Annotated in this window: 24 protein-coding genes; 17 read left to right on the top strand and 7 right to left on the bottom strand. The window is 62.9% G+C overall.

Annotation, left to right across the window (positions count from 1 at the left end):
* Window positions 1–5: 5 nt before the first annotated feature.
* The 6 genes from GKZ68_RS13655 to GKZ68_RS13630 all read left to right on the top strand — a co-directional run bounded on the left by GKZ68_RS13655 (window position 6) and on the right by GKZ68_RS13630 (window position 4250).
* Window positions 6–647 (top strand): methyltransferase domain-containing protein, encoded by a 642-nt coding sequence (locus GKZ68_RS13655; RefSeq protein WP_173115708.1) that lies wholly within the window; start codon window positions 6–8, stop codon window positions 645–647.
* 21 nt (window positions 648–668) lie between these two features.
* Window positions 669–1346, top strand: coding sequence for a cytochrome c biogenesis protein CcsA (gene ccsA / locus GKZ68_RS13650; RefSeq protein WP_173115706.1), 678 nt, complete (start codon window positions 669–671; stop codon window positions 1344–1346).
* Window positions 1318–1575: a CcmD family protein gene (locus GKZ68_RS13645; RefSeq protein ID WP_173115704.1), complete on the top strand. Its 258-nt coding sequence runs from the start codon at window positions 1318–1320 to the stop codon at window positions 1573–1575. The genes ccsA (GKZ68_RS13650) and GKZ68_RS13645 overlap by 29 nt, the downstream gene beginning before the upstream one ends.
* Before the next feature lie 41 nt (window positions 1576–1616).
* Complete coding sequence (locus GKZ68_RS13640; protein WP_173115702.1) at window positions 1617–2063, top strand: cytochrome c maturation protein CcmE; 447 nt, start codon at window positions 1617–1619, stop codon at window positions 2061–2063.
* Between the two features lie 116 nt (window positions 2064–2179).
* Window positions 2180–3262, top strand: coding sequence for a hypothetical protein (locus GKZ68_RS13635; RefSeq protein WP_173115700.1), 1083 nt, complete (start codon window positions 2180–2182; stop codon window positions 3260–3262).
* A gap of 220 nt (window positions 3263–3482) precedes the next feature.
* Window positions 3483–4250 carry a LytTR family DNA-binding domain-containing protein gene (locus GKZ68_RS13630; RefSeq protein WP_173115699.1) on the top strand — a complete coding sequence of 256 codons (768 nt, stop codon included), beginning with the start codon at window positions 3483–3485 and terminating at the stop codon, window positions 4248–4250.
* Between the two features lie 52 nt (window positions 4251–4302).
* Here GKZ68_RS13630 and GKZ68_RS13625 read toward each other — a convergent pair whose 3' ends face one another.
* Window positions 4303–7050, bottom strand: coding sequence for an ATP-binding protein (locus GKZ68_RS13625; protein WP_173115697.1), 2748 nt, complete (start codon window positions 7048–7050; stop codon window positions 4303–4305).
* Between the two features lie 127 nt (window positions 7051–7177).
* On the opposite strand from GKZ68_RS13625, the gene ccsA (GKZ68_RS13620) reads away from it, so the two are divergent.
* A complete protein-coding gene (gene ccsA, locus GKZ68_RS13620) occupies window positions 7178–9769 on the top strand; it encodes a cytochrome c biogenesis protein CcsA (RefSeq protein WP_173115695.1) in 2592 nt (863 codons plus the stop codon).
* 94 nt (window positions 9770–9863) lie between these two features.
* On the opposite strand, the gene GKZ68_RS13615 is transcribed toward ccsA (GKZ68_RS13620), so the two are convergent.
* The 3 genes from GKZ68_RS13615 to GKZ68_RS13605 form a co-directional block, all read right to left on the bottom strand.
* Window positions 9864–11759: a T9SS type A sorting domain-containing protein gene (locus GKZ68_RS13615; protein WP_173115693.1), complete on the bottom strand. Its 1896-nt coding sequence runs from the start codon at window positions 11757–11759 to the stop codon at window positions 9864–9866.
* Window positions 11760–12028: 269 nt separating this feature from the next.
* Window positions 12029–13147: a T9SS type A sorting domain-containing protein gene (locus GKZ68_RS13610; protein ID WP_173115691.1), complete on the bottom strand. Its 1119-nt coding sequence runs from the start codon at window positions 13145–13147 to the stop codon at window positions 12029–12031.
* A gap of 35 nt (window positions 13148–13182) precedes the next feature.
* On the bottom strand, window positions 13183–14787 hold the full coding sequence (locus GKZ68_RS13605) for a CARDB domain-containing protein (protein ID WP_173115689.1): 1605 nt from the start codon (window positions 14785–14787) through the stop codon (window positions 13183–13185).
* Between the two features lie 225 nt (window positions 14788–15012).
* Between GKZ68_RS13605 and GKZ68_RS13600 the strand changes: the two genes are divergently transcribed.
* The 8 genes from GKZ68_RS13600 (at window position 15013) to GKZ68_RS13565 (ending at window position 20791) form a co-directional block, all read left to right on the top strand.
* Window positions 15013–15825 (top strand): Rossmann-like and DUF2520 domain-containing protein, encoded by an 813-nt coding sequence (locus tag GKZ68_RS13600; RefSeq protein WP_173115687.1) that lies wholly within the window; start codon window positions 15013–15015, stop codon window positions 15823–15825.
* A 124-nt stretch (window positions 15826–15949) separates the two neighbouring features.
* The gene (locus GKZ68_RS13595; RefSeq protein ID WP_173115685.1) at window positions 15950–16282 is read left to right on the top strand and encodes a 2Fe-2S iron-sulfur cluster-binding protein; all 333 of its coding nucleotides are present in this window, start codon (window positions 15950–15952) and stop codon (window positions 16280–16282) included.
* Between the two features lie 25 nt (window positions 16283–16307).
* Window positions 16308–16544 carry a Fe-S cluster assembly protein IscX gene (iscX, locus tag GKZ68_RS13590; RefSeq protein WP_173115683.1) on the top strand — a complete coding sequence of 79 codons (237 nt, stop codon included), beginning with the start codon at window positions 16308–16310 and terminating at the stop codon, window positions 16542–16544.
* A 102-nt stretch (window positions 16545–16646) separates the two neighbouring features.
* Window positions 16647–16841 (top strand): cold-shock protein, encoded by a 195-nt coding sequence (locus GKZ68_RS13585; RefSeq protein WP_173115681.1) that lies wholly within the window; start codon window positions 16647–16649, stop codon window positions 16839–16841.
* Window positions 16842–16972: 131 nt separating this feature from the next.
* Window positions 16973–17908 carry a geranylgeranylglycerol-phosphate geranylgeranyltransferase gene (locus tag GKZ68_RS13580; protein WP_173115679.1) on the top strand — a complete coding sequence of 312 codons (936 nt, stop codon included), beginning with the start codon at window positions 16973–16975 and terminating at the stop codon, window positions 17906–17908.
* A gap of 185 nt (window positions 17909–18093) precedes the next feature.
* Entirely contained in the window at window positions 18094–19275 is a 1182-nt protein-coding gene (locus GKZ68_RS13575) for a BamA/TamA family outer membrane protein (protein WP_173115677.1), read from the top strand.
* 278 nt (window positions 19276–19553) lie between these two features.
* Window positions 19554–20531, top strand: coding sequence for a glycosyltransferase (locus tag GKZ68_RS13570; RefSeq protein WP_173115675.1), 978 nt, complete (start codon window positions 19554–19556; stop codon window positions 20529–20531).
* A 5-nt stretch (window positions 20532–20536) separates the two neighbouring features.
* Window positions 20537–20791, top strand: a complete 255-nt coding sequence (locus tag GKZ68_RS13565; RefSeq protein WP_173115673.1) for a hypothetical protein — start codon at window positions 20537–20539, stop codon at window positions 20789–20791.
* Window positions 20792–20794: 3 nt separating this feature from the next.
* On the opposite strand, the gene GKZ68_RS13560 is transcribed toward GKZ68_RS13565, so the two are convergent.
* From GKZ68_RS13560 to GKZ68_RS13550, 3 genes are read right to left on the bottom strand one after another with little or no spacing between them, the layout of a single operon-like run.
* Entirely contained in the window at window positions 20795–21391 is a 597-nt protein-coding gene (locus tag GKZ68_RS13560; protein ID WP_173115671.1) for a class I SAM-dependent methyltransferase, read from the bottom strand.
* Window positions 21388–22137 (bottom strand): PIG-L deacetylase family protein, encoded by a 750-nt coding sequence (locus GKZ68_RS13555; RefSeq protein WP_173115669.1) that lies wholly within the window; start codon window positions 22135–22137, stop codon window positions 21388–21390. The genes GKZ68_RS13560 and GKZ68_RS13555 overlap by 4 nt, the downstream gene beginning before the upstream one ends.
* Before the next feature lie 27 nt (window positions 22138–22164).
* On the bottom strand, window positions 22165–23457 hold the full coding sequence (locus GKZ68_RS13550; RefSeq protein ID WP_173115667.1) for an acyl-CoA dehydrogenase family protein: 1293 nt from the start codon (window positions 23455–23457) through the stop codon (window positions 22165–22167).
* Between the two features lie 226 nt (window positions 23458–23683).
* On the opposite strand from GKZ68_RS13550, the gene purH reads away from it, so the two are divergent.
* Window positions 23684–25228, top strand: coding sequence for a bifunctional phosphoribosylaminoimidazolecarboxamide formyltransferase/IMP cyclohydrolase (purH, locus tag GKZ68_RS13545; RefSeq protein WP_173115665.1), 1545 nt, complete (start codon window positions 23684–23686; stop codon window positions 25226–25228).
* 107 nt (window positions 25229–25335) lie between these two features.
* Entirely contained in the window at window positions 25336–26361 is a 1026-nt protein-coding gene (locus GKZ68_RS13540) for a rod shape-determining protein (protein ID WP_173115663.1), read from the top strand.
* Window positions 26362–26426 lie beyond the last annotated feature (65 nt).

Below are 26426 nucleotides of genomic sequence, written 5' to 3'. Positions count from 1 at the left end.
ACACTATGCTCGATTCCGCTAGCCCGTTGCAGTTGCCGCCGCAGGCGTTCGCCCGCCGCGACGAAGCGCCCGACGGGGAGTTTTACCGCGTCGAGCGCCTCGTGACGCATATCGACCCGGCGGCGGTGGCGGCCGTTACGCAGCTCTACCGGCAGTATTTTCCGGCCGGTGGTGTCATCCTCGATTTGATGAGCAGCTGGGTCAGCCACCTGCCCGCCGAGGTGCAGTATAGCCGCGTGGCCGCGCTCGGCATGAATGCCCGCGAGCTGGCCCACAACCCCCGCCTCACCGAGCCGGGCACCGTGCAGAATCTCAACGAGAACCCGCGCCTGCCCTACCACGATGCGGAGTTTGATGGCGCCGCCATCTGCGTGTCGGTGCAGTACCTCACGCAGCCGGTGGAGGTTTTTAAGGAGCTGGCTAGGGTGCTGCGGCCGGGCGCGCCGCTGGTGGTCACGTTCTCCAACCGCTGCTTTCCCGACAAAGCCGTGTATGCCTGGCAGGCCCTCGACGACGCCGGCCACGCCGGCCTGGTCAAGCATTATTTTGCCGCCGCCGGCTTCGGCCCCGCCGAAGTGTACGCCCACCGCCCCAAGTACGGCGACCCGCTCTACGGCGTAGTGGCGCGCGCGCCTGCCAATTTCTAACTCCTAATTCATAATTTAACTATGAAGTGGTGGAAATACCTGACCATCGGGCTGCTGCTCTACACCGCCGTGATGGGCCTGCTGGGCCACGTGCCGCGCCTGGCCATTCTCAACGAAACGGAGCGCAACCTCTACTTCCACGTGCCCATGTGGTTCGGGATGACCATCATCCTGCTAGCCTCGGTAGTCAACTCCATTCGCTACCTGCGTACCCCTAGCCCCCGCCTCGACATCCTGGCCCACGAGTCGGCCAAAACGGGCATCTTGCTCGGGGTCTTGGGGTTAATGACCGGCAGCTTGTGGGCGCGCTATACCTGGGGCACCTGGTGGACGACCGACGTGAAGCTCAACGGCGCGGCCGTAACCATGCTCATCTACCTGGCCTACCTGGTGCTGCGCGGCGCCGTGCAAGATGAGCAGCAGCGCGCGCGCCTCTCGGCCATCTACAATATTTTTGCGTTTGCGGCGGCCATTCCGCTGTTGTTCATTATGCCCCGGCTAGCCTCGGCCTCGCTGCACCCCGGCATGGGCGGCAACCCGGGCTTCTCGAAATATGACCTCGACAGCGCCATGCGGATGGTGTTTTACCCGGCCGTAATTGGCTGGACGCTGCTCGGCGTCTGGATTACGGAAGTGGCCTGCCGCTTTGCTTTTGTTCAAGAGAAAGTATATGAAAAACAAGACAAACAACTTGCTTAGTCGCGCCTTCGCCCTGCTTTTGCCGCTGCTGCTGCTAGCCGGCGCGGTTCTGGCCCAGGCTCCGGCCGTAGCCACCGACCAGCCCGAAATGGCCGACGCCCTGCGGGCCAGCGGCAAAATCTACGTGGTGGTGCTCGTTATCGTTATCATCCTCAGTGGCTTGCTGTTATATTTGGTGCGCCTCGACCGCAAGGTGAGCCGCCTCGAGCGCGAGATAGAAGGCCGCTAAGTCGGCACGTCTTTTCGGGCAGTTTTGTTAGCTATTTTCCTATGAAGAAGTCGCACATTTTCGTTTTGGTGGTCATCGCCGCGGCGGTAGGCATCATTATCAGCACCATGTCGGATGCCAGCACGTATTCGACCTTCACCATTGCCCGCCAGCAGGCCGCGGCCGGCAACCTGGCCAAGGTGCACGTGGTAGGTACTCTGCCCCGCGATGCCGACAAGCGCCCCGTGGGCCTGGAGTATGACCCAATGGTGAACCCCAACTACTTCGCGTTCACGATGGTCGATACTCTGCACGTGGCCCAGCGCGTGGTGTACCGCAACCCCAAGCCCCAGGACCTCGACAAATCGGAGCAGGTGGTCATCGTGGGCGCCATGAAAGACGGCGTATTCGAAGCCGACCAGATTCTGACCAAGTGCCCCAGCAAGTACGTGGAGAAAGACCTGGGCAAAACTGGCCCGCCCGCCACGGCCATGACTACTACCCGATAGGCTACTGCCTTATAAAAAATAAACAGAACGTCATGCTGAGCTTGCCGAAGCATCTCGCTCGCGCCGCTAGGGTACTAATCCTGCCGAGGCGAGCGAAATGCTTCGGCAAGCTCGGCATGACGCTCTGTTTGGTACTGGCTTTCGCAGCAGCTCATGCCCAAGTGCCCAACGACGACATTGAAAATCGCCGCCAGCTGCGCGCTGAAGAAACCGTTACTTCCAGCACCGTGGGCTGCACGGTGCAGCGCGCCTGCGTCGATGAGCGCCTGACCGGCAAGTGCATCGAGTACCACAACGACCAGTGGTTTGAGTTTCGGCCGCCGGCCACGGGCACGTACTACGTCAATATTGGCGGGCAGCGCTGCCGCGACGTGCGCGGCGTGCAGCTGGTGGTGCTCACGGGCACGCCCTGCCAGCTGGCTACGTATCGCATCCTGTCGTGTACCTCGCTAGGCACCCAGGACGACCTGTTTGTGCCGCTACCCAATCTGCAAGCCGGCCAGCCCTACTTGCTCGATATCGATGGCTATCTGAAAGATTATTGCAGCTTTACGCTGCAGGTGAGCGGGCGGGCGCGGGGCCTGCCGGTGGTGCCTGCCCCCGCCGTGCCCCAGGGCCCGCCCGCCATGAGTCGCGTGGTGACTCTAGCCTGGCAAGTGCCCGACTCGCTCACTACTGCCCGTTACTGCCGGGTGCTGCGCCGCGAGCTGCACGAGTTTCGAGCCCGCGAAATCTGGCGTCAGCCCCTGGCAATCAACACCTATGGGCAGCGTCAGCTAGTCTATACCCTTACGGATACCCTGGCCGCGCCGGGGCAATACCTCTACCAGGTGGTGGCTGAGGGTGAGCCCGCCGACGGCCCGCCCACGCTGCTGCTGCTGCGCTGGGCCGCCTATAGCCAGCTGCGCCCCATTATGCCGGGTGCGGTAGCGTCTGGGGTTGTTTTTCTGACGCTGCCGCTGGCCCGCTACCCGCGGGGCGCCCAGCTGGCGATTATTGTCAGCAACCCCGAAAACGGCCACGTGCTGCGCCGCCTGCCGCTAGCCCCGCAGGCAGCCGGGCCGGGCCAGGGGCGCATTTATGCGCAGTCCTGGTTCGATGCCGGCATCCGGCGGGTAACCGTGGATGTTACGTGCTACCCGCCCGGCAAGCCAGCTTATACCGAGCAATTGCTACTGCCGCTCGCCGCCGAGCCCTAGCCTCTGATTTAAGGCTGTTGGTGGTAGCGCCAATGGTCTCGTTAGTAAGCCAGTTAAGCCTGCTTGACTAGTGCCTAAGTAGCTTGCGGGGCTGGAGTTAGTAGGAAGTTGGCTTGCTGAGCCAACCCGGCAACCCGTGAAGCTGCCAAAGGATAGTAAGCTTGGTAGTAGCGCTTTTAGCCCTATCTTTCAGCCTGTTTCTGTTATGCCTTCCTCTATTATGAGCTCTTCCGCTAATACCGTAGTGCCTCTGTCTCAGCTGGCCTGCGTGGTGGTAGATGACAATGAGATGAACCGACTCACGCTGGAACACTACGTGAGCATTACGGAAGGGCTTGCTCTGGCGGGCACGTTTGCCGACGGCGTGGCCTGCCTGAATTATTTCCGCAAGGGCGGCCGGGCCGATATTCTGCTGCTCGACATTAACATGCCCGAGCTCACGGGCCTCGACCTGGTGCGCATCCTGCCCGAGCCGTTGCCCGACGTGGTGCTCGTGACCTCGCACCGCGACTACGCCGTCGATGCCTTCGAGTTGCGCGTGACCGACTACCTGGTGAAGCCCCTCGACTACGCCCGCTTCAGCCGCACCGTCGACCGCATTCGGAGCCAGCGGGCGTCCCTGGCCCCGCCCGCTAGCCCCGATGAGGCCGCCGAAGCCATGTTTGGAGCCGATGGCAACTCGTTGTTCTTGAAAATCAACAACCGCCTGATGCGCGTCAACTTCGACGAGGTGCTCTACATCGAAGCCATGTCGATGTACTCGGTGCTCGTCACGCTCAAGCACAAGCACATTGTGTACGCCACGCTCAAAACCTTCGAAGAGCGGCTGCCTTTCGCGCACTTCGTGCGCGTGCACCGCTCCTACATGGTAAATACCCAGCTCATCGAGGCTGTCGAAGACAACCAGCTGCAACTACCTGGCGGCCACGAAGTGCCCGTAGCCAAAGCCTACCAGGATGGCTTTTTTAAGCGCCTGCGAGGCATTTAGGTTGACTTGAGAACGGGGGACTGAGAAGTAGGTACTTCTCAGTCCCCCGTTCTCAAGTCAACTCACCGGGCAGCTCCAGCAATACGGCCTCGACGGCAGCCAGTAGCTGCGAGGTAGCTAGCAGGCGGGCCGGCTCGTCAGGTGTGGGCAGTAAGGTAGGCGGTGGCTCCAGGATGTGCATGGCCGCAATGGCGCCCTCAATACTGAGGGTGAGTAGATTAGGCTTGATGTGATGCACCAGCTCGGCCACCAGCAGCCAGTCGCGGGCCTCGGCGGCGGCCCGAATTTTTTGCAGGCTAGGGGGCATATGCGTCAAAAACGAGTTGACCATGCCCGCCACGAAGGCGGGATTGCCGCGCGCCTCGTGGTGCAGGCGGGTTAGGTCGTAGGCGGGCGCCGGAGCCAGGCTAGCGGTGGTGCCGGCGGGCGGGCGCAGCAGATTCAGGAGCTTGGCGTACAGGTGCTCCTCGGCAAAAGGCTTGGCGAGGTAGTCGTCCATGCCGGCGGCCAGGTACTTCTCGTTATCGCTCCTGAAAACGTTGGCCGTGAGCGCCAGCACCGGCACGGCGGCCCGGGCGGCATCGGGTAGCTGGCGCAGCTGCTGCGTCACCTCGATGCCGCTCAGGTGCGGCATCTGAATGTCCATTAGCACCACATCGTAGACGTTGTCGAGCAGCTTTTGCAGCGCCACGCGGCCGTCCTCGGCCTCATCGACCTCCACGCCCCATTGCAGCAGGTGCAGGCGCGCCACGGTGCGGTTGATGGGGTTGTCTTCGGCCAGCAGCACCCGAATGCCGCGCAGCTGCCCGGTGTCGAAAGCATCGACCACGGTCGGCGTGGGCTGCTCGGTTTTGCGCAGCGGAATGGTGAACGAAAACGTGCTGCCCTGGCCTAGCTTGCTAGCCACACTGAGCTCGCCGCCCAGCTGCGTTACCAGCGCCCGGCTGATGGTGAGGCCTAGCCCGGTGCCACCATAGCGCCGCGTGGTATCGGCGTAGGCCTGGGTGAAACTCTCGAAAATGCGCTCCAGCGCTTCGTCGCCAATGCCGATGCCGGTATCCTGCACCGTGAAGCGCACGAGCAGCTCCTCGTCGGTTTCATCAACCAGAAAGCTGCGCAGCCACACGCTGCCGTTGGTGGTGAACTTGATGGCGTTGGAAAGCAGATTGAGTAGAATCTGGTTGAGCCGAAACGGGTCGCTGCGCACCCAGGGCGCCTCATCAGTGGCAAAAGGCTTGAAGCCGAACACCAGTCCCTTTTCCTGGGCCTGCAGTGTGAGCGTGGCCACGGCCTGCTGCATCGAGTCGTGCAGGTGAAAAGCCACGGCCTCCATCTCCAGCTTGCCCGAGTGGATTTTCGACACGTCGAGCACGTCGTTCAGCACCCCTAGCAGGTGCGTGCCCGAGCTGCGGATAGTGCGCACAAACTCCTGCTGCTGCGGGCTGAGGCGGGTTTTGGCCAGCAGGGCGGCCATGCCCAGCACGCCGTTCATGGGCGTCCGGATTTCGTGGCTCATATTGGCCAGGAAGTTTTCGCGGGCCTTGGCGGCGTCTTCGGCCGCGAGCTGGGCCGCTTTCAGGGCCGTAATGTCGGTGCTCACCCCCAGCACCTGCACCGCGCCATCGGGCCGCACCAGGGGCCGCTTAATGCTATAAAACCAGCGCTCCTCCCCGGTGGGCGAGGTCGAGCGCTCCTCGGCTACTACCTCGCGGCCGGTAGCCAGCACCTGGGCGTCGATGGCGGCGTACTCGGCAGCTTCGCGCTCCTTGGCCCGTAGCACCTGCTCGGTGGGGGCGAAAAGCGCCGCCTGCTCATCAAGTTTGAACAATGCTCGGTTGCCAAACACCACTTCGCCGGCCACGTCGCGCACGTACACCGGGCTCGGAATAGTGTCGAGCACCTGCTGCATAAATTCCTGCTGCTCGCGGCGCTCCAGCTCGCTGCGCTGGCTGCGCTCCTCGGCTTGCACGCGGGCCGTCACGTCGAGGCCGCTGCCCAGCATGTAGGGGAGGCCTTTGCCCGCGCCCGACAGCAGCTTGAACTGCCGCTGGTGGTGCACCTCGCCGCCCGACACCGGGGTGCGGTCGTCCCAGCTCACGGGCTCGGCGCTGGCCTCGGCCAGCTCAAACATGCGGTCGCGGTAGTCGGCCAGCTCCAGCGGAAAGCCGTAGCGGGCGCAGTACTCGGCCAGGGTGCGGCCCGGCAGCCAGGCGCGGTGCTCGGGGTCGGGCACGGCCTGGGGGTTCACGTACACGTAGCGGCGCTGCTCGTCGAGCACGGCAATCTCGACGGGCACCTCGTCGAGGATGGTTTCATAAAACTTGCGCTGGGCATCGCGCTGCGTATCGGCCTGGTGCTGCTGCGTCACGTCGCGGTAGCTCAGCAGCCAGCCGATGGTGTCGCCCAGGGCCACGGGCCGGGCATCGCGCTCCAGCGTGCGGCCGTCGCGCAGCGCTAGCAGCGTGCTGGGAATGTGGTCGTTGGGTCGGCCGGCCAGCTCGGCGGCGTAGGCAGCGGGGTCGGCCAGGTAAGGCTGCAGCATGGCCGTGAGCTGGCTGGTGTGCAGCCCCAGGCACTGGCTAGCCTGCATGGGCAGCCCTAGCAAAGTGCAAAACTGCTCGTTGGCCAGCAGCACCCGCTGGTCGGCATCGAGTAATAAAATGCCCTCGCGCAGCCCGCTGGCCAGGGCCGCCAGGTGCTGGCTAGCCCTGGCCGCTTCGGCGCGGGCCTGCGCCAGGGTTTGTTTGGGTGGGGCCGCCGCCACGGGGCTAGCAGTAGAAGAGGAACCAGGAGCCGACATAAGGTGTAGCACTAAACCAGCGCTCAAGGTAGCCAACAAACCGGCCTGGTGCTTGGCTGTTACGGTTACCCAGTCCGGTGCACCCCCGCCCGCCAGGCGGTACCTTTGCCAAAAAACTAGCTAGCTCGTGAATTTACTTATCGGAAACCTCGGTCAGGCCAGCGTCATTCTGGCCTTCGTGGCGGCGGCGGTGGCCGCCTACGGCTACTTTCAGGCGGCGCGCGGCCGGGCGCTGGGCCAGGCCGACGCGAGCTGGCTGCGGCTGGCGCGGGGCGCCTTCTTTGTGCACGGCGCGGCGGTACTGGCAGTAGTGTGCTGCCTGTTCAACATTATTCACGCGCACCGCTACGAGTATTACTACGCCTGGTCGCACTCCTCAAACCACCTGCCGGTGCAGTACATGATTTCCTGCTTCTGGGAAGGCCAGGAGGGCTCGTTCCTGCTCTGGATATTCTGGCACGTGGTGCTGGGGCTAGGTATCATGAAATTTAACCGGCAGTGGGAAGCGCCGGTGCTGGCCGTGTTTGCCACGGTGCAGGCGTTCCTGGTGAGTATGATTCTGGGCGTGGTGGTAGCCGGTGTCAAAATCGGCTCGTCGCCGTTTATCCTGCTGCGCGACTTCATGGTCGACCTGCCGGTGTGGAAACTCAACCCCAACTTCGTGCCCAAAGATGGCTCGGGCCTCAACGCCCTGCTCCAAAACTATTGGATGGTGATTCACCCGCCCACGCTGTTTCTGGGCTTCGCGCTCACGCTGGTGCCGTTTGCCTTCGCCATCGCCGGCCTCTGGAAAAAAGAAATCACAACCTGGGTCAAGCCCGCCCTGCCCTGGACCGCTCTCGGCGGTGCCGTGCTTGGGGTCGGCATTATGATGGGCGCCTACTGGGCTTACGAAACCCTGAACTTCGGCGGCTTCTGGAACTGGGACCCCGTCGAGAATGCCGTGTACATTCCGTGGCTGGTGCTCATCGCGGCCCTGCACGGCATGGTGCTGTGGCAGCGCCGCCGCACCGGCCTGCGCACCGCCTATGCGCTGGTGGTGGCCACGTTCGTGCTCATTCTCTACGCCACGTTCCTCACGCGCAGCGGCGTGCTGGGCAATGCCTCAGTGCACTCGTTTACCGACCTGGGCTTGTCGGGGCAGCTCATTATCTACCTGGCGTTCTTCACCGTCGGGGCCATCGCGCTGCTGGCTAGCCGCTGGAAAAGCATCCCGGTTTCGGAGAAAGAGCTGACGGCCTACAGCCCCGAACTGTGGATATTCGTGGGGGCCACGGTGCTGTGCTTGGCCGCCTTCCAGGTGGTCGCCACCACCAGCATTCCGGTCTATAATTCCTTCCTGGGCTTCATCGGCATCAAGTCGAACCTGGCCCTGCCGGCCGACCAGATTCAGCACTACACCCGCATTCAGCTGTGGGCGGGCGTGCTCATCGGGCTGTGCTCGGGCATCGCCCAAATTCTGTGGTGGCGCCCGGCCAAGGAGTCGGTGCTCAACTCGCTAGCCACCCCGACCATGCTGGCCTTGCTCACCACGGCGCTCGTGGTGCTGCTCACGCGCTACTTCGGGCACACCATGTCGGCGCCCTACGTGACGCTGCTGCTCGCCGGCTTGTTTGGCATCATGACCAATGCCAGCGCCATTTTCGGGCTGTGGCGCCGCCGGGTGCAGCTCTCGGGCGGGGCAGTGTCGCACCTGGGTATCGCGCTCATGCTGCTGGGCATTCTGGCCTCGGCAGGCTACTCCAACACCATTTCGCGCAATAACAGCGGCAAACTGATTTCGCGCGAGATGTCGGCCGCCGACAACGAGAACAACGTGCTGCTGTGGCGCAATGAAACCGGCGCCATGAACGGCTACGACGTGACCTACACCGGCCAGTACCTCGACGTGCCCGGCCTGCCCGACTACGTGAATACCCAGCTGCTCTACCGTACCGACGACGAGTACAAAGCCGTGGCTAGGGGGGAAATCAAGCAGGGCGACAAGACGTACTTCCACACCGGCGACTCGCTCACTATCCGCCCCGAAAACACCTACTACCGCGTCGAGTACAACGACAAGAAGACCGGGCAGAAATTCACGCTCTTCCCCCGCGCCCAAGTCAACGAGGAGATGGGCGGCCTGCTCGCCTCGCCGGCCTTGCAGCGCTTCTGGGACCACGACATCTACTCGCACATCTCCTCGGTGCCCGACCCGCGCAAGGAGATTCCGTGGAGCGCCGCCGTGCCGCACGAGTTGAGCGTGGGCGATACGCTGTTTTTGAACGACTACTTCGCCGTGTTCCGGGCCATCGAGCAGGCCCACGACGTGCCGGGCATCAAGCTCGAAAAGGGCGACATCGCCTTGCAGGCCGACATGATTATTACCGGTGAGAAGGGACGCCAGTACCACGCCCACCCCGTATTTCTGCTGCGCGACCGCCAGGTGGGCCGCGTGCCCGAAATCATCGAAGACCTGGGCCTCAAAATCAGCCTCGACCAGATTGACCCGGTAAAAGGCAAGTTCACCTTCGCCATCGCCACCACCGGCAAGGACTACATTATCCTGAAAGCCACCGAAAAGCCGTTCATCAACCTGCTCTGGGGCGGCACGCTGCTCATGGGCCTGGGCCTGGTGCTGAGCATGCGCCAGCGCAAGGCTAGCCGGGCTGCCGCCGTGGCTAGCCCCGCCGAGGCCATCGGCCGCGCCGGGGCCGCCCGCCCCCAGGCCGTGGCATAGCCCACCCAACTGTGCCCGGCCAAGCAGGAAAGGCCAGACACCAAAAAGGCTACCCGCTAGGGTAGCCTTTTTACTTTATACAAGCACTTATGCACTAGTGGCCAATGCTGAGCGCCCGGCTCGTAAAGGCGCCGCCATTGCGCAGCTGCAAGTAGTAGAGGCCGGTGCGGAGGTAGCCTAGGTCGAGGGAAGTAATGGCATTGTCGCGGGCGGTGCCGGTATATACTACCTGCCCGAGCTGGTTGAGTACCAAAACGGCAAGGCCAGCCGGAGCATTGGCGCCGCGCACGGCGAGGCTGAAGCGGCCCGTAGCCGATGGGTTGGGGTACACTGCCAGCGCCTGCGCCAGCAGCGGAGAAGCCGTTGCGAGGGTAGTGTCGTAGCTGCCGGTTTCTACCAGGAAGCGAATACTATTGGTAGTGCCGGCATTAATATCACGGAGGGTGCCCACGCCCGCCGCCGAAATAGAGTTGAGGGTGTAGAAGGTGCCGAGCCGGCCCGGCGTTTCAGTCTGGAGCGCATTGGCAAAAAACAGTACCGTATTTACTTCCTGCGCCATGCCGGCCAGCACCGTGCCCGCCGGCACCAGCACGGGCGTGGTTAGCACAAATGTGTGCAGCGTGCCCAGGTCGCTGGCCTGAATAGTATACTCGGCCGATTGGGCCAGCACATTGCCATTCAGGTCGGCCAGCAGGCCGTAAACCTTTTGGCCTACGTTGGCCGCATTGGTGCCAAGCTGCGCCCGCACTACGCTGAACGTGAGTGGGCTGGCCGTGGTATAGGCCGCGCAGCAAGCGCTAACGTATGCCGCCGTGCTGGTGCCGAAGCCATAGGACCCGTCGATAGCCGCGCCCGACTTCAGGTACGAGAAGATGGCCGGCGCCGCTACGCTGCCCACGGTAGTGAGGGTGGCCGCCGTCTGGCTGTTGTCGGTGGGCGTGGCATCTGGCGGAATAGTGGCGACGATGGTATTAATCCCCGCATTGGGCAGGGCCAGCAGGGGCCACGTCAGCAAGCTGGTAGCGCTGGGCACCAGGCTGGCAATGGTCTGCGTAAGTGTAGCCGAGTTGGCCCCGCTGATAGTCAGGGTCGCCACCAGATTAGTTTCGGTAGTCGAGCCCTTGTTGATGACCAGCGACCGGTAGCTATATCCCTGGCCCGCTGGCAGCTGCTCGATATTGTAGAGCGCCGCCAGTGTCAGGTCATTGGCAATAGCGGCGTTGAAGTGATAGGTGCGGCCGGCATCGGGCAGTATTGTGCTGCGAATCCCGAATCCATAGCCGCTGTCGTTTTTTGAGGAGTAGTTGCCATCTTGAAAAGCAGCCGTATTCCAGGCCATGCCCACGTATTTATAGATGGTCGTGAGCTGGTTGCTGGCCGTCCCATTGCCTTTCAGCCCCACGCTAATGGCGTTGAGGGCCGAGATGCTAGTCGAAGCCGTGGCGGAACCATACACAAACTCAATGGTATTGGTGCCTTCGTAGAGCCGTACCTGGAAGTTTAAGCTGGCGTACTGCTTGGGCGTCATAGTCCCGCTGCCCGGCGTAGCGAGCCGGGCCTTGTCGCTCACGTTTTTCCACTGAATGGTAGCGATGCGGCTGCCCACCGCGCCGGTAGTTGCCACCCGGTACTCGGTGCCGCCGAGGCCAGCCTCCAGGTCCGTGTTAAAGGGCAGCAGCAGGTTAGTATCGGCCGAATTAAGTGGCCCGCCGCCCACGTCCTGCGAGCCGTTGCTGAAATAAGGCGCTACCGGAGCCGTGCTGCCCAGCTTGAGGTAGCCATTGGTATTAAGTACAAACTGCGTAAAGCTGCTCCCGCCAAATAAAAAAGTAAACCCCAGCGGCTGCGGGTCCGAATTGGAATCGTCGAAGTCGGGGGTGGTAATGGCCGTGCCTGCGCTGCCCAGGTCGGTGTAAGTGCCGGCGGTAGTTTGCGCGTTTACCGCAAAATAATTAATAGCCTGCGCATCAACCGTTGTCGTTATTCCCACGAGCAAAGTGGCTAGCAGGCAAAAACACGGATAGCGTGCCAATAGATTTATAGAATATATTTTTATCATGCAAAAAACAGGAAAAAGCAATGAGATTTTAATACGAAGCCCTGAAGATAAGGCTCATGCAAAAACCTTTCTACAAAGCAGGAGGCATTTTCTGGCGCAAAGCGTGGCACCCGCGCCAAAAAAAAACCGGCCGCCCCAGGGAGGGCAGCCGGTTTGAGGCCGGGCCAGGAGCAGGCCTGCCTGGCCAGGGGGCGCCGGTATTACTTCACGATGGCTAGCTGCCGAGTCATGGTTTCGTCGCCGTTGCGCACCTGCAGGTGGTAGAGGCCGGGAGCCAGGCCGCTCAGGTCGAGGCGGTTGGTGTAGTTGTCGCGGGCGGTGCCCACGTACACCTGCTGGCCAAGGGTATTAGTCACCAGCACGCCAAGGCTGCTTTTAGCCTGCGCGCCGTGAATTTCGAGGTCAAATAAGCCAGTAGCCGAAGGATTCGGAAATACCGTGACGGCGCGCAGCAGCGCCGCCGAAGACGTAGCCGTTACCACGCTGGCCGTGATGCTGAGGTCGTCGATGTAGAGGTTACCCTGGTTGGCATCGCTAAACACGTGAAACCCTACGTACTGCGTGCCCGCACCGGGCGTAAACACGGCTACGGCCGGTGTAGAGGTGGCATTGGCCAGCGCGTAGCTGGTGTTGGTGATGGCTGTATTGGTATAAAGCGTGGTGATTTGGCCGGCCGGGGTAGCGCTGGCACCCACCTTTACCTCAAGCTTCTCGGTATAGTTGGAGGGGCTGCCCGTAATACCCTCGCCGCGGTAGCGAAAAGCCACTTGGTAGCGCGTATTGGCCGCCGTAGTCAGGGCCGGGCTAAAAAACCAGTCATTGGCCGCTACGCTATTCCTGATGGCACTGGTGTAGCGCAGTACGTTGGGGCTGGAGCTGGGGGTAGTCTTGGTAATGGCCCAGGTGACGCCGTCATTATTGGCATCGAGTACCGTAATGCCGCAGGGTAAGGCCTGGCCCGGCAAAATGGTATCAAAGTTCTGATTATAAGGGAAGGCCGTGATGGGTGCCGTGGCATCGCAGTTCGTCACGAAGGTGGCCACAGCCGTAAATAAGCTGTTGCCCCCGCTGGTGCAGTTGCTGCGCACGTATACATTGTAGGTGGTAGCCGGGCTGAGCCCGGTCAGCATCACGGGCGAGGTAGTAGTGGTGATGGTAGTGCCACCCGAACTAGGATTAAAGCCAGCCGGCCCATACACCACTTGGTAGCCAGTATTGCCAGCCACTGCCGTAAAGCCGACGGTGGCCGTAGTTGTGCCCGTGCTGGTGGCTGTCACGGCCGTGGGCGGGTCACAGGCGGGTGCTGCACCTAGCTGCACCTCGATGGCGTAGCGAAACGGCAGGTCATAATTGCTTAAATCGTACCAGGGGCGCTGCCCGCAAAAGAAATATAGTAGGTGCCGGTGCGCGGCGGCTCTTCCTTTTGCAGCAGCAGGCCCGCACCCCCCGTGCTGGTTTCCTGCATGCCGATGTAGAATGAGCCGGCGGGCACCTGCAAGCCACCCAGGCTCACCGAAACGGCGCCCTGCGTAGCCGGCCGCGTTTGGTTGGGCGAGGTATAGAGGACGTTGCCAGGCGCACCGTTCGTGCCACTGGCATCATACACAAGTATTTTATAGGTAACGGGTTGCGTCACGTTGCTGGCTAGGCCAGCTAGCAGCACCACGGCGTTGGTAAGGGTAGTAGGTTTGGGAAGCGTGAATTTAACGGCCTGCACGCCGCCCGCCGCCGAGCTATCGACATTCGAGTAATAAAACTGATTATTCGTAGGGTCAATGTACGATAGCTGATTGGTCGTTACCTGCTGGCCGTAGGAGGCGGTATTATTGGCTGCGTTGCCATCGCCCGCCACGGTGGCCGTGGCCGTAACGGTATTGGCGCCAAGGTTTAGCGTGGCGGGGTAGGCGGCAAACGTTATGGTGGTTGAGGCCCCCGGTGCCAGCGACGCCACGGTCTGATTATCACTGAAAGTGTTAGCACCCGTTACGCGCAGGGCCACGGCCACGTTGGTGAGGGCCTGGTAGCCAGTATTTGTCACTACCGCCTGCACCGAGTGGGGCAGGGCGGTGGGGGTTGCAATCTCGCCCAGTGTATAAATGGCGCGGAGTGCTACGTCGGTAGGGAGCGCTGGTACAAAGCGGTAGGTGCGCCCCGCATCGGGCAGCGCTGCCCGGCTAATAATGAACGTATTAAGGTTGTTGGACGACGCAACGGCAGAAAAATCGGCGAAGGTGGCAGCAGCCCACGATGTAGCAGGCTGCTTCACTACCTGTACCAGCTGGCCGCTGGTAAAGGAAGTGCCTTTAAGACCGGCCTGCGTAAACCGGTAGGAGTTCGTAGTGCCGGCAACGGCCGTGCCGTATACCAGTTCGATAACGTTGGTGGTTTCGTATAGCCGTACCTGAAAGCTGATGTTGGTGTACTGCGTTGGCCGGACGTTGGCTTTGTCCTGCACGTTTTTCCACTGAATAGTGCATACGCGCTTGCCAGTGGCGCCGGTAGTAGCCACCCGATACTCGGTGCCGCCCGTAGCTCCGGCCGTTAGGTCGACGTTGAGCGGAGCGATAATATTGGGGTCGCCAGCGCTCTCAAATGGGTCAACAATAGTAGAGTTGGCCGTTTCATCAATAAACATGGCGGCGGCTGAAGGCGCCGCGCTACCCAGCTTGATAAACCCGTTGGTGTTTAGTACGAACTGCGTAAAGCTGCTGCCGTTGAAAGAGAAGGTGAAGCCAATATCCTGGGCCGTCGAATTGGCATCATCCGTATTGGCCGTGGCGATGACCGTGCCCGAGGTGCTCAGGTCGGTGTAAGTGCCCGCAACATTGGTGGCCGAAGTAGTGGTGTAGTTCAGGGTCTGGGCTTGCGCAGCTGACGCTCCGCCCACGAGTAGTGTTGCCAAGCCAATGCGCCGCAGTTGTTTACCCCAGGAAATTACCCGCTTGTAAGGGTTTGCCATGTGAGAAAAGGAAAATAAAATAAGAGAAGAAAATACTTTTAAAGCCCTGGCCAGTAGCGTATCATTTTTTTGAGCAAAGCATGGGCAGTCGGGCTTAGGTGTACAAGATGCCACTTTTTTGCTGAATTTGCGGCGGGCTAAGCCAAATTTTTTACACGTAAGGCCCCTAATCCGGTTGCAGCGGGTGGGTAGGCATGCGCCTTTCGGCCCGACCTTTGGCGCTGCATGTCACCTTTTACTACTAGTACGTTGCGCGTGGGGCTGTTTGGCGCGGGGCGCGTGGCCTCGGCCCTGGCGCCGGCACTGGTGGCGGCCGGCCACCGCGTGGCCTTCGTAGCCAGCCGCACCCCGGGCCCGGCGCAGGTACTGGCCGCTAGCCTGCCCGGCTGCCCGGCCCTGGCTCAGGAAGCGGCCCTGGCTAGCCCGCCCCCGGCCGATGTATACCTGCTGGCCGTGCCCGATGCGGCCGTGCCCGCGCTGCTGGCGGCTGGCCACTGGCCAGCCGGTGCCCTGCTGGTGCACGTGGCCGGTGCCCTGCCGCTAGCCGTGTTTGCCGCCCGGCCACTGGTGGGCGGCGGCGTGCTTTATCCACTCCAGACCTTCAGCCCCGGCCGCCGCATCGACTGGCCCACGGTGCCGCTGTTTGTAGAAGCCACCGCCGCCGCCGCCGAGGCTACGCTGCTAGCCCTGGCCCGCAGCCTTAGCCAGCGGGTGGCGCTGCTCGATTCGGCCCAGCGGCTGCGCCTGCACCTGGGCGCCGTGTGGGCCAGCAACTTCACCAATCACCTCTTGGGTGTGGCCCACGCGCTGCTGGCCGAAGCCGACCTGCCTTTCGAGCTGCTGCACCCGCTGGTGCGCGAAACCATAGACAAGGCCCTGGCCGCCCAGCCCTCGCCCTACGCGGTGCAAACCGGCCCCGCCGTGCGCCGCGATGCGCCCACCCTGGCCGCCCACGAGGCCGCTTTGGCGGCCCATCCGGCCTGGCAGGCGCTCTACACCCAGCTCACGGCCAGCATTCAGGCGGCGAGCGGCGAATAGGCACTGCCAATCAAAGAAAGGCCTGCGTTGTTACTCATTGCGCATTCTCCGATGCCTGTTACGCATTCCCCAAGGGGGTGCCTTAACTTTGTGCTTTGCATCAGGCCCCAGCGGCAACCGTATTTTGACTCCCTCGACGATAATTTTTCAGTTTCAGGACGGCCAGCCCGCCCAAACCCACGTGGCCGCCAGCGGCGAGTCGGTACTCGACGTGGCCCTCAACAACGGCATTCAGCTCCAGCACAACTGCGGCGGCGTGTGCGGGTGCAGCACCTGCCACGTGTACATCGACCAGGGCGGCGACCAGCTACCCGAGATTTCGGATAAGGAGGAAGACTTTATCGACCGCGCCATCAACCCCCGTCTCACTTCGCGCCTGGCCTGCCAGTGCGTGCTGCCCAACGAGCGCCTCGAAGTCGTGGTTACCATTCCGCCCCAGCACTTCCTGGGCCACTAGTTTTTTAATTCATAATTCAACGCAAGTGAACCACTACGAGCCGCCCATCCAATGGGCCGACCACGAAGACGTGGCCATCGCCCTCTACGAGAAGTTTGGTGATGACTTTACGGAAGCTAAAATCTACCGCATTCGCTTTACCGAGCTGCTGGAGTGGGTGCTGAGCCTGCCCAACTTTGCAGGTACCCGTGAGCAGGCCAACGAAGGCCACCTCGAGCAGATTCAGGCCAAGTGGGTATACGAGTGGCGCGACCACCAATAGCCCCGCTTAAACCCCGCCGCCGGCCCTGCGTATGACAACGCCGGCCCGGCTAGCCCCACTCAGGAGCAGCGGCCCGGCCCATTTCTCCTTTTTGCCGATTACATGAAAACCGGGACCGTAAAATTTTTTAACGAAGCCAAAGGCTTTGGCTTTATCACCGACGATGCCACGAAGGAAGACTTCTTCGTGCATATTACCGGCCTCAACGGCGGCCAGATTCAGCAAAACGACCGCGTGGAGTTTGAAACCCAGGAAGGCCGCAAGGGCGTGAATGCCGTGAACGTGCGCCGCGTGTGAGGCCCAGGGCCTCACTAACTAGAAGAATTTGGTGACCTGAAAGCGCCCCCGCTGGCTTGGCCGGCGGGGGCGCTTTGCGTGGGGGCGGGCAGCCCCGGCCGTACCTTGCGGTGCTACTTACTGTCGCTGCCATGCCCACTGCCCCGCTGCCCGTGCCCGCTCCGGAGCCACCCCCGCCGGGTGGGGCCGACGAGCTGCTGCCCGGCCAGGGTGGCCGCCTGGCCAGCGCCGTGCCCGGCCTGGTGCGCTGGCCCAACCTCGCCATTATGCTGCTAAGCATGGTGCTGGTGCGGGCCATGCTGCTGCCCGGCCAGCCGCTGGGGGTGGTGCTGGCGCCGCAGTTTGGGCTGCTGGTGCTGGGTGCGCTGCTGGTGGCAGCGGCCGGCTATATCATCAACGACTACTACGACGTTAAGATTGACGCCATCAACCGGCCCGACCGGCTGGTGGTGGGGCGGCTGCTGCGGCGGCGCCACGCCATGCTGGCCCACGTGCTGCTGAGCGGGCTGGGGGTGCTGCTGGCTATGGCCCTCTCGTGCCGCCTGGGCTTCGTCACGATGGGGGCGGCCGCCCTGCTCTGGGGCTACTCGGCGCGCTTCAAGCGGGTGGCGCTGGTGGGCAACGTCAGCATCGGCACGCTCACGGCGGCGCTGGTGCTGCTGCCCGAATTGCAGCTGCTGACCGGCCGCGAAGCGGTGTGGCTCTACGCGCTGGCGGCTTTTCTGCTCACGGTAGTGCGCGAGATTATCAAAGACATCGAGGATATGCGCGGCGATGCCCAGCACGGCTGCCGCACCCTGCCGCTGGTGTGGGGCGTGGCGCGCAGCAAGTGGGTAGCCGGTTTTTTTCTGGCCTGCCTGCTGGTGCTGGTGCTGGGCGCCGCTTGGCAGCTGCTGGCCTGGGGCCGCTGGCCGCTGACCGCCTGGCTGCTGGCCCTGGTGCTGCTGCCCCTGCTGGAGCTGGCCCGGCAGCTAGCCCGCGCCGACCGCCGCCGCCACTTCCGGCAGCTCAGCGCCTGGTGCAAGGGCATCATGCTGGCCGGCATTCTGAGTATGCTGCTGGTGTGAGCAGTTTGAAAATAAGCGCTTGCCCGGCCGGCGCGCGAGGTAGCTAGTTACGGGTAGCAAAAACGAGTGCTTACCAAAAGCGGCGGGCATTCTGGAGGGAAGGTGAAGCCGGCAGCGGCGGCCGGGCCAACCGCTAGGGGGTAAAATCCGTTGAGGTTCCCAACACGCTTCCTCTTTTTTACTATATGCGCTTTTTTCCGCTCCTGTTAGGGTTATTGGGTTGTGCTACTATCGGCTTCGGCCAGGGCTTGCCGTCGGGTGAGACTAAAGCTACCAAACCTCCTAAACGAATTACCATCCTGCCGGTACCGGTGCTGTTTTATCAGCAGGAAACCGGGGCCGGCTACGGCCTCGGCGGCCTGCTCAGCGGCCGGCTAGGCGATGATACCCTCACCCGCGCCTCCAACGCCCGCGTGCAGTTCTGGACCACCCAGAAAAGCCAGTCGCTGCTCCAGTTTGTGCACACCATCTATTCGCCGGGCGAGAAATATTACCTGAACGGGGAAATTAGCGCCTACAAAAACCGGCTCTACTATTTTGGCACCGGCAACAACGCGCCGCAGGTGCAAACCAGCAACCGCTCGTTTCTCGATTTTCAGCTGTTTATTATCAACCAGCGCTTCCAGAAAAGCATTGCCCGCAACCAGTTTTTGGGCTTGCAGTACCGCTTGTCGCGCGTGTATAACCTCAACCCCGAGCAGGGCCGGGTAGACGACAACGGCGACGCCATTCAGAGCCAAACCAACTACTTTCTGCAAGACCCGCGCGTTGACCAGCGCCAGCGGGGCAATTTCAGCCTCTCGGGTATTGGGCCGGTGTATACCCTCGACAGCCGCGACGTGGCCCTGGCCGCTACCAAGGGCAACCTGCTCGACTTGCAGGTACTGTTCAACGGCGGCTTTGTGGGCTCTGACTATAATTTTGTGCGCTATCAGATTGATGCGCGTCACTTTCAAACCATCTTCAACAGCAAGACGGTGCTGGCGCTGCAATTTCTGGGGCAGTTTCACTCGGGCGATGTGCCGTGGTACGGGTTGGCCGGCATTGGGGCTAACCTGGGCGGTACGCTCTACGACAATGCAAACGTTATGCGCGGCATCTACGAGCAGCGCTTCCGCGACCGGCAGCTGGTATCGGCCCAGGCCGAGCTGCGCCAGCACTTATTTTGGCGCATCGACGGGGCCGCTTTCGTGGGCGCCGGCCAGGTGGGCTACAACCTGAGTGATTACACGTTTAATGGTATTCACGCGGCCGGGGGCTTCGGGGCGCGCTTCAATTTTATTCGCCGCGACCGCGTGAACCTGCGCTTCGACTACGCGTTTGGCACCGACCCCGGCTTCTATTTCGCCATTGGGGAGGCGTTTTAGGCTAGTGGCGCGGTTTCTAAGTTGGTGGACAGGGCGAGCTACCGGCTTGGAAACTGCGCTAGTACGTAGTTAAAAAAGGTGGCCAGCCTTCCTAAATGGAAGGCTGGCTACCTTTTTTAACTAAATGAATTAGCTAAACTTATTGATTTGTAAAATACTGTAATAAAATAAATTACCTGTTTTGAAAAATGTTTTTACGATGAATTATTGAAAGAGAATGAAAATTTTGGGCCGCATTTCCTATCCTTCGCGGGGCCGGGGCGTACATAGGTTTCCTTATGGACCAACTAGCCCAGCCGGTTCGCTTCCACGCCACGCGTGAGGCCACGGCTACCGCCCCACCGGCCCTTCTTTTACAGCCGCCTACCGAAGAGCAACTGCTACAGCAGGCTGAGCGCGCCTTGCGCCGCCAGCTGCCACCGCCTTCGGCCGCGCTGCAAGCCTGCGTCATCATTCCGGCCAAGGACGAAGCTTCGACGCTGCCCGCCACGCTCGCTGCGCTCGCCGCCCAGACTACCCTTGGTGGCCAGGCACTGCCCGCGGGCATGATTGAAGTAATCGTGCTGGCCAATAACTGCCTCGACCGTACAGCCGCCGCCGTGCGCCAGGCTGCCCGGCGCCACCCTAGCCTGGCCGTGCACGTGGCCGAGGTGCAGCTGCCGCGCTCCCAGGCCCACGTGGGCCGCGCCCGCCGCCTGCTGCTCGACGAGGCCGCCCGGCGCCTCGAAAGCACCATTGGGCCCACCGGCGTGCTGCTCAGCACCGACGCCGATACGCTGGTGGCTTCGACCTGGCTGGCCGCCACGCTGCACGAAATTGAAAATGGCGCTGAAGCCGTGGGTGGCCGCATTCTGACCCAAACGCCCGTGGCGGTAGAGCCCTGCCCGGTGCGGCGCGTGCAGCTGCGCGATGCCGCCTACCGCGTGCTGCTGCGCCAGCTCGAAGACAAAATTGACCCCCGCACCGCCGACCGTTGGCCCTGCCACCACCAGCACTACGGGGCTAGCCTGGCCCTCACAGTGCGGGCCTACCGGCAGGTGGGCGGCCTGCCGGCAGTACCGTATCTGGAAGATGAACAGCTGTGGCAGCTATTGCTGCAGTACGACTTGCCGGTGCGCCATAGCCCGCACGTGCAGGTGTATACCTCAGCTCGCCGCTGTGGGCGGGTAGAGGTAGGCCTGTCGTGGCAGCTGCGCGAGTGGGAAAGCCTGACTACCCAGCAGCGCGAGCCCCTGGTGCCCTGCCCCACGAGCTAGTACGGGTGTGGCGCGCGCGCCGCCGCCTGCGCGCCTGGTGGCAGGCCGGCGCCAAAACTGCCGGCCCCGAGCTGGCCCGGCTAGCCCGCGCCGTGGAAGTACCCATGAATGATTTGCTCAAACAAGCCCGGCAGGCCACTACCTTCGGCCGATTCTGGCAATGGGTCGAAGCCACGCGCGGCGCCGTGCTGCCCGTGCCCCTCACCGGCGCCCTGCGCGACCTGCGCACGTACCTGCGCGAAGGTGTGGAGGGCAGCTAGCCGCTAGCGCTTCGCAAGTAAGTCGAGGCGGTATTTCTCGGCGCGATGACCGTGCAGGTGGGCTAGCGGACCTGCGGGCGTAGCTTTTTGCAGAAAAAACTCGTGCACCTCGTCGCCGGTCTGCGGGTAGTCGGGCACCACGGGCGTCCAGTGCACCAGCAGCAGCTGGGCGCCCGTGGGCAGCGCGGCCACCATGAGGTCGGCGGCGCGGGCCAGGTCGGCGGGCGCCCAGTAGTAGCCCACTTCGGAAAGAAGAATCAGGTCAAATTGCCCATCGGGAAACTCGGCGGGTACCTGCATCTTGCGCAGCTCTACCTGCGGCAGCTTGGCGCAGCGCTGGCGGGCCTGGGTCAGGGCCGCCTCGCTCACATCCACGCTCAGCAGCTGGCCGCAGCGCAGCGCCAGCTGCGCCGTGAGCACCCCGATAGAGCTGCCGATTTCGAAGGCCCGCTCGTAGCGCGGCTTGGGCAGCGCGGCTAGGGTATCGGCGTATTTCTGCCGCTCATAGGGGCTGCTGGTGAAGGCCCAGGGGTCTTCATTGGCCCGGTACACATCATCAAAATAACCGGGCGCGAGGGTATTGGGCTGGTTAGTATTCATGGGGCAGGCGTGGGTGGGGCTTCGATAAAGACTTCCGTTGGCTGCGCAAAATGCGCCAGCATGTGCTCAGAAAGCAAGAAGCCGCTCGGGTCGTCGGTGATGATGCCCGGCGCCAGCTGCGAGCGGTGCGCCGCAATGGCCCGCTGCTTTTGGGCCAGCACCGGCCCAACGTCGAGCCGGAAACCCGTGCCTTCGTGCGCTTGGGGCAAGTCGTCGGGGGCGGCGCGCTCCCAGGCCCACACCACGTACTCAAGGCGACGCGGGGGCTGGGGCAGGCTAGCCAGCGCGGCGGCCGTGAGCCGGCTGGTGGCACGGTGGTCGGGGTGGGGGTCGCGCCGCCAGGGTGTGAGTACGGTATCGGCCTGCTGCTCAATAATAAAGCCGGCCAGCCGGGCAGCGGCCTCGTCGAAGGCCGGCCCATCGCTGGGCACCTGGCCATCGGGCAAGCCGAGGTACAGCACGTCATACGCATCTACGTTCAGCACGGCCAGCGCGTGGCGCAGCTCGGCGTAGCGCAGCTCGCGCCGGGCAACGGGCGAAAAATCGACTGAGTGCGGGTGCGACATCGTGCCGTCGCTGACCTGCACGGCCGCCACCGGCTGGCCGGCCTGCCGCAGCAGGGCCAGCAGCCCGCCGCAGCCCAGGGCCTCATCATCGGGGTGCGGAATGACGATAACCGTGCGGCCCAGCGAGGCAGCGTAGCTGGCCGGCCGCACCGGGTAAGCATCAAAAGGAAGGGCAGACATGCAAAAAAATAAGCGATAAAAAGCGGGCTAGCCCTGAAAAAGCTGGTAAGCGGGCTTGTCGGAGGCCAAGGCAAAACGGCCCACGTCGGCCAGCGCGGCATCGGGCGCAGGCTGGCGCAGGTAGTGCGTGAGGTCGCGGTGCAGGCGCTCGAAGGGCTCGGGCTGGAGCAGTCCGCGCGCTCCTACGCTACGCTCAGCCAGGCGCAGGGTTTGCAGGCAAAGGTCTTCGGTAGTGGTGCGCAGGGCGTTTACATAAGCCGCCGCCAGCGCCTCGGCGCGGGCCGCGGGCAGCGGCTCGGTGGGCGTGGCGGGCAGGGCCGCTACTTCGGCGGCGCCGCGCAGCCAGCGCTGGCCGGTTTCGTGCAGGGTCAGCATTTCGCCCAGGCGCTGGCGCTGGTAGGGGTCGTCGGTGCGGCCGAGGCGGCGCAAAAAGCGGCGCGTTTCGTCGAGTACGGCGGCGGCTCCGCCGAGCTGCACGGCCGCGAAGCGTGCCGCCCCGCCCCCAAACCACGGTGCCCGGTAGTAGTCATTAGGCTTGCCAATGAGGTCATCGGCCCCGACTTCCTGGCCCGTAAAATCGGCCCGGAAGCTAGCCGTGGCGCGCATGCCGAGCGGCCGCCAAAAGCTGCGGTCCAGCACCGGCGACTGCTCATCGGCGCGCAGCAGCACCAACTGCCAGCCACTGGGCGGCGCGGGCGGGCCAGGCACGGCGGGCCGAATAGGCCCCTGGTCGAGGCGCACCACGGGCGCTGCCGGCGCCGGCAGCGCCCCGGTGAGCACCGGCCGCGTAATGTGCCCCGCGCCCGAGGCAAACGTTTTGGCCCCGCGCAGGCGGTAGCGGCCTAGCGCGCCGGGCGCCGGCTCCAGGCGCACGCCATCGGCCGGGTTTTCGGTATTCCAGACGCCAAACAGGTGGCCGGCGCGGGCATCGGCGGCGGCGCGGGCCACCTGCGCCGGACTACCGAAGCAGCGAATGAGCAGCAGCGCATTCACGTGGCCTTCCCAGAGACGGCCCACCGCCAGGTTGCCCCGCCCGATGTGGTAGAGCGCCTGCAAGAGGGCCAGCGCGGCACCCGGCTCGCCCAGTCCCGCGCCGCCCAGGCTGGTGGGCAGGGCGGCTGAGAGCAGGCCCGCCTCGCGCAGCCAGCTCATTTCCTGGGTCGGAAAGCCGCCTACGGTGTCGGTGGCGGCGGCCTGGGCCAGCAGGCGGGGGGCCAGCTGGGCCGCCGCAGTCACCACCCCGGCCGGAGTGGGCACCACGAGGCCAGGTGCTTCGGGAATGGAATGGATGGGCTGGTCGGCGGGCGTGAATTCGGTCATTAAAACGGGCGCAAGCGTGAGCAAACGGTTAAGCTAGCATAACTCCAAACGGGGCCGGCAAGTTGCCGGCCGCATTTGGGGGGCAAGTTATGTTTTTGAAAAAAGCCGCCGCCCCCGGCAATGGGGCTACCTTTGCAGCGCCAAGCCCTTACCGCGGTTGGCCGGGTAGGGGCGAGGCAGCTTTTGCACTCCGCACAGCATTTTACCCCCTAAACTTTCCCTGCCGATGTCCGCCGCTCGCCCCATTCGCGCCGCCCTGCTATCCGTGTACCATAAAGACCGGCTAGCCCCGCTGGTTGCCACTTTGCGCCGCTTGGGCGTGCAACTCTACTCCACGGGCGGCACCCAGCAGTTTCTCGAAGAGCAAGGCGCCGCAGTAACCGCCGTGGAAGACCTCACGGGCTTCCCGGAAGTATTCGGCGGCCGGGTCAAAACGCTGCACCCCAAGGTATTCGGTGGTATTCTGCACCGCCGCCACGAGGAAGGCGACCTGGCCCAGGCCGCGCAGCACGGCATTCCGCCCATTGACCTGGTGGTGGTTGATTTGTACCCGTTTGAGGAAACCGTGGCCAGCGGCGCGCCCGAGCAGGACGTGATTGAGAAAATTGACATCGGTGGCATCGCGCTACTGCGCGCGGCGGCCAAAAACTACCGCGACGTGCTGGTAATCAGCTCGCGCGACCAGTACGAGGCCGTGACCCAGCTGCTCTACGACACTAACGGCAGCCCCAGCCTCGACGACCGCCGCCACTACGCCGCCGCCGCCTTCGCAACCACCAGCCACTACGATACCGAGATTTTCAAGTACGTGAGCCAGGGCACTAGCCTGGAAAACAGCCGCCAGGCGGCTAGCCCGCAAGGCCCCGCTACTCCGCTGCGCTACGGCGAAAACCCGCACCAGGCCGGCTCGTTCATCGGCGACCTGGGTGCGCTGTTTGACCAGCTGCACGGCAAGCAGCTGAGCTACAACAACCTCGTGGACGTGGACGCCGCCGTGCAGCTCATGCGCGAGTTTCCGGCCGACGGCGCGCCCGCCGTGGCCATCCTCAAGCACACCAATGCCTGCGGCGTGGCCCAGGCGGCTAGCCTCCACGAGGCCTACGCCAATGCCCTGGCCTGCGACCCGGTGTCGGCCTTCGGCGGCGTCATTATCGTGAACAAGGAAGTGGACCTGGCCACGGCGCAGGAGCTAAATAAGCTGTTTTTTGAGGTGCTCATCGCGCCCAGCTTCGCAGCCGACGCCCTGCCGGTGCTGCAAAGCAAGAAAAACCGTATTCTGCTGCGTCAAAAGCCGGTAGCGCTGCCCACCAAGCTGTTCAAAACCCTGCTCAATGGCGTAATTGAGCAGGATGCTGACCTGCAAACCGAAACCGCCCGGGATTTCCGCACCGTCACCAAGTCGGTCCCTAGCCCGGAGGAAACGGCCGCCCTGGAGTTTGCGCTCAAAATCTGCAAGCACACCAAGAGCAATACCATCGTGCTGGCCCGCCCCGGCCAGCTGCTCGCCTCGGGCGTGGGCCAGACCTCGCGCGTCGATGCCCTGCGCCAGGCCATCGAGAAAGCTGCCAGCTTCGGCTTCGACCTGCACGGCGCCGTGATGGCCTCCGACGCCTTCTTCCCCTTCCCCGACTGCGTCGAGATTGCCGGTGCGGCCGGCATCCGGGCCGTGGTGCAGCCCGGCGGCTCCATCAAGGACCAGGATTCAATTAATGCCTGTGACCAACTCGGAATGGCCATGGTGCTGACCGGGGTGCGCCACTTCAAGCACTAAGCAAGTGGCTAGGGTAGGGCGAAGCCGGATACTGTACTTATTCCGGCTTCGTTCTATTGTACCTTTGTTTCTTGCTACCGCTTCCTATTCCTGGCTAAGCTATCTAAATGGGGTTCTTCAATTTCCTGACCAGCGACATTGCCATTGACCTGGGCACTGCCAATACGCTAATCATTCACAATGACAAGATTGTGGTGGACGAGCCGAGCATCATTGCCAAGGACCGCACCACCAATAAAGTCATCGCTGTCGGCAGCAAGGCCCAGCAGATGCACGAAAAGACGCACGACAATATCAAGACCATCCGGCCGCTGAAAGACGGGGTAATTGCCGACTTCCACGCCGCCGAGGAAATGATAAAGGGCCTCATCCGGCTCATCGATACCCGCAACCGACTGTTTCAGCCCTCGCACCGCATGGTTATCTGCATTCCGAGCGGCATCACGGAAGTGGAGAAGCGCGCCGTGCGCGACTCGGCCGAGCACGCCGGCGCTAAGGAAGTGTGGATGATTCAGGAGCCGATGGCCGCCGCCATTGGCATCGGTATTGATGTGGAGCAGCCCGTGGGCTCGATGATTATCGACATCGGGGGTGGCACCACCGAAATTGCGGTTATCGCGCTTTCGGGCATCGTGTGCGACCAGTCAATTAAGACGGCCGGCGACGTGTTCAACCAGGATATTCTCGACTACATGCGCCGGCAGCACAACCTGCTCATTGGCGAGCGCTCGGCCGAGCGCATCAAGATTGAAGTAGGCGCGGCCCTCACCGAGCTCGACAATTCGCCGCCCGACTACGAGGTGCGCGGCCGCGACCTGATGACGGGCATTCCGAAAGTGATAAAAGTAACCTCGTCGGAAATCGCCATCGCCCTTGACAAATCAGTGGCTAAAATCGAGGAAGCCGTGCTGAAGGCGCTGGAAATCAGCCCGCCCGAGCTGTCGGCCGACATTTACGAGAACGGCATTCACCTCACGGGCGGCGGCGCGCTGCTGCGCGGCCTCGACAAGCGCCTGGCCGCCAAAACCAAGCTGCCCATCCACATTGCCGAAGACCCGCTGCGCGCCGTGGTGCGCGGCACCGGCAAAGCCATCAAGGACATTCAGGGCTTCCGGGGCGTTCTTCTGACTTAATGAGTAATGAGCAGCAAGCAGTGGGCAGTTGAAGAAGGAGTTCGCTACTTGTTCACTGCTCACTG

The sequence above is a fragment of the Hymenobacter sp. BRD128 genome (assembly GCF_013256625.1).
In the GTDB taxonomy this organism is placed as follows: Bacteria; Bacteroidota; Bacteroidia; order Cytophagales; family Hymenobacteraceae; genus Hymenobacter.
This window is presented reverse-complemented; position numbering and strand designations above follow the sequence as displayed.